Below are 3340 nucleotides of genomic sequence, written 5' to 3'. Positions count from 1 at the left end.
TCGTAGAGCAGCAAGGCGCTGGCGCTGAGCAGCAGGGCGGCGCAGGTCGAGCTCATCACGACCAGCATCAGCTTCAGGCGCAGCGAGCCGCGGCGTGCCGGGGCTCCCGAGGCCGTCGCCGCGGTCATGGCGCGAGCACGCGTTCGGCCACCGCCAGCAGCCGCGAACCGAGCTTGAGCCCGGCCCGCTCGGCAGTGGCGGGGGCGGCCTCGAAGCGTATCCGGCCCTGCACCGGGACGAAGTTGAGCATGCTCCCGGCCTCGCGCCACTGCGCCGAGTCGGTGATGACCAGGATCGGTCGGCCGCGGACTCGATCGAGCACGCGCGGCAGGTTCGCATCGCGCCCTACGAAGATGGCATGCAGCCCGTCGAGCGGATCGTTCTCGCCGATGGGGCGCACGGTGACCGGACGCCCGTGCACCTGCCGGCCGGCCACCACCGTCTGCAGCTCGGTGCGGACGGCCTCCGCACCGACGATGCCCACCACCAGCGGCCCCTCGGCGGCGGTCAGTGCCGACGACGGCCAGTCCACGTACGGCAGGAAGTTGTAGAGGTAGGCCGCCTTCACGCTCGAATCGGTGGCCTGCTGCGCATTCGCGGGCTGCAAGCCGGCAAGCAGGATCAGGCCGCAGGCCGCGTGCAGCAGCCAGCCGGTCGCCTGGCGGCGGGAAGGTGAGAGGGGCAGCATCGGCGACCTACAGCCGCCAGCGCAGTTGCAGGAGGAAGGCGCGCTCGAGCTCGACTCGCGTGCCTTCCGGGCCCCACTCGGCATGGCGCCGATCGAGCAGGTTCTGCACGATCAGGGCCAGCTCCGCGTTCGGGCTGACCGCCCAGGCCAGCCGGGTGTCGACCGCCGTGTAGGCCGGAACGGCAGGCATGGGGCGGGCACCGACCCGCCGGACCGAGAGCTCCCAGGCGTGGCGCGTTGTCAGGTCGACGGACGAGCGCACCGTGCCCCAGTAGCGCGGGTCGTTGCCGAGGGTCTGTAAACCGCGCGCGTCGGTGGCGCCGGGCCGCAGGCCGATGTCCTGCCTGAGCAGCGTCAGGCCGGCGTCGATGCGCCAGTTCTCAGCGGCGCGCCAGCGGCCCCATCCTTCGAGACCGCGCGTCCTGCCCTCGAAGCCGTTCTCGAACTGCAGGCCGGCCGGCGTCGGCGCCACGCTTCGCAGTCGCTTGAAGTCGTGCTGGAACAGGGTCAGCGAGTACGAGAACGTCTGCAGCGCCTGCGAGCGAACGCCCAGCTCGAAGACGTTGGCGATCTCGGACTTGAAGTTCGGCCCGCCGGCGACGACGTACGGCGGCTGCCCCGGCTGCACGAACTCGCGGTCGATCCGCGATGGCGCCCGGACCGCGCGCGACGCCGAGCCCCAGATGGTCGTGTCGTCGCTCGCGTCCCAGGCCAGGCGAAGGCTCGGCAGCACCTCCGTGCCCGTCCACGGGTTGTGCTCGAAGCTGGTCGCCACGGTGGCAGTCAGGCCGTCGATGGGCGTCCAGCGGTCCTGCACGAAGAGGCGCCTCCAGTCGAGCTTGCGCGACGCCGGCAGGAAGGCCAGGGCGGCGGAATTGCGCACGTCGTCGCGCGAATGGCGCCAGCCGGCGCCGACCAGCAGCCGGTGTCCGGCGCCGACGCTGAGGCCGTACTGGCCGACCACGTCGACGGTGTCGAGCTTCTGGGCAAAAACCTGCCGATGGTCCCGTTCGGTGCGCTCGACGAACGCCTGCAGGCTGGCGTCGCCGCCGTGTTCGAAGCTTCGCTCCCAGCGGGCGAGGACATGGCCTCCCGAGAACTTGCGCGAGCCCCCCGGCTGGTCGATCTCGCCCTGGTAGCCGTCGCCCTGCAGCGTCAGCAGCTCGTTCCTGCCCTGCCAGTCAGCGCGAAAGCCGAACTGCATCCCGTGCGCCGCGTCCTGCACCGGGCTGCCGTTCGCGCGGTGCGTCTCGCTCCGGCCATATGTCTTCGCATAGGCACGGACGTGCCCCTTCTCGCCGAGGCTCGTCCCGTAGCGGAGCGCCGCGCCGCGTTCGCGGTTGCCGCCGGTGGCGCGAATCGCCAGGCCCTGGCTCGCCGCCGCGCTGCGGGTGATGACGTGGATCAGGCCGTTGACGGCGTTGGCGCCCCAGAGCGCCGTGCTGGGGCCGGTGATCACCTCGATCCGCTCGACGTCGGTGAGCGCCAGGTCCTGGGCTTCCCAGAACACGCCCGAAAACAGCGGCGAGTACACAGGCCGCCCGTCCATGAGGACGAGCATCTTGTTCGCCAGGACGTTGTTGAAGCCGCGGGCGTTGATCGCGTACTGGTTGGCATCGGCCCGGGCGACGTCGAGCATCGGCGCCAGCCGCAGCGCCTCGGGCAGGGTGATGACCCCGGAGCGGCGGATGTCCTCGGCGCTGATCACGTAGACCGCGGCGGCGGTGCGGTCGAGCCGCTCGTCGGCCCGCGACACCGTGGAGACCACGACCTCGCGCAACTGCTCGAGGGAGAGGTCGGCCAGCGAGCTTGCTGCCACGTTCAGTGCCGCCGCCGCGGGCATCACGCAGGCGACGAGTGCGGCTGCGATGACGCGGCCGCAGCGGCACCGCCGGGCTCGGGATGGGATCTCGCGCAGCTTTGGCATGACGGCCACCTAGTTTAGTGGCCGCCGAGCGTCAGTTCTTCTCGGAGAGCTGCTCCAGGATGGCAGGGTTCTCCAGGGTGGACGTGTCCTGCGTGATCTTTTCGCCATTCGCGACCGACCGGAGCAACCGCCGCATGATCTTGCCGCTGCGCGTCTTCGGCAGGTTGTCGCCGAAGCGGATGTCCTTCGGCTTGGCGATCGGCCCGATCTCCTTGGCGACCCAGTTGCGCAGCTCGGTGGCGATCTTCTTCGCCTCCTCGCCGGTCGGCCGCGGCCGCTTCAGGACGACGAAGGCGCAGATCGCCTCGCCGGTGGTCTCGTCGGGGCGGCCCACCACGGCCGCCTCGGCGACGAGGGCCGTGTGCGCCACCAGCGCCGACTCGATCTCCATCGTGCCCATGCGGTGGCCGCTGACGTTGAGGACGTCGTCGATGCGGCCCGTGATCGTGAAGTAGCCGGTTTTCTCGTCGCGGATCGCGCCGTCGCCGGCGAGGTAGTAGCGGCCCTGGAAGTCGGCCGGGTAGTAGCTCCTGACGAAGCGCTCGTCGTCGCCCCAGATCGTGCGGATCATGCTCGGCCAGGGCTTCCTGATCACGAGGATGCCGCCCTTGCCGTTCGGCAGCTCGTTGCCCTGCTCGTCGACGACCGCCGCATCGATGCCCGGGAAGGGCAGCGTGCACGAGCCGGGCACCAGCGGCGTCGCGCCCGGCAGCGGCGTGATCACG

Annotated in this window: 3 protein-coding genes; all 3 read right to left on the bottom strand. The window is 70.9% G+C overall.

Features of this window, described 5'->3' with window-relative positions; genetic code table 11:
• Positions 1-124 precede the first annotated feature (124 nt).
• Complete coding sequence (locus tag AC30N0_RS06210) at positions 125-688, bottom strand: TOL_0243 family YfiR-like periplasmic protein (protein WP_489517057.1); 564 nt, start codon at positions 686-688, stop codon at positions 125-127.
• Positions 689-695: 7 nt separating this feature from the next.
• Positions 696-2615, bottom strand: coding sequence for a TOL_0244 family TonB-dependent receptor (locus tag AC30N0_RS06205; RefSeq protein WP_489517056.1), 1920 nt, complete (start codon positions 2613-2615; stop codon positions 696-698).
• Between the two features lie 31 nt (positions 2616-2646).
• Positions 2647-3340: AMP-binding enzyme (locus tag AC30N0_RS06200; RefSeq protein ID WP_489517055.1), on the bottom strand; the 694-nt coding region annotated here is incomplete at its 5' end.

It is taken from the genome of Rhizobacter sp. (assembly GCF_031412495.1).
Lineage (GTDB): Bacteria > Pseudomonadota > Gammaproteobacteria > Burkholderiales > Burkholderiaceae_C > Schlegelella_A.
Note: the sequence above shows the minus strand (reverse complement) of the source record. Positions and strands in the feature narration are given on the sequence as shown.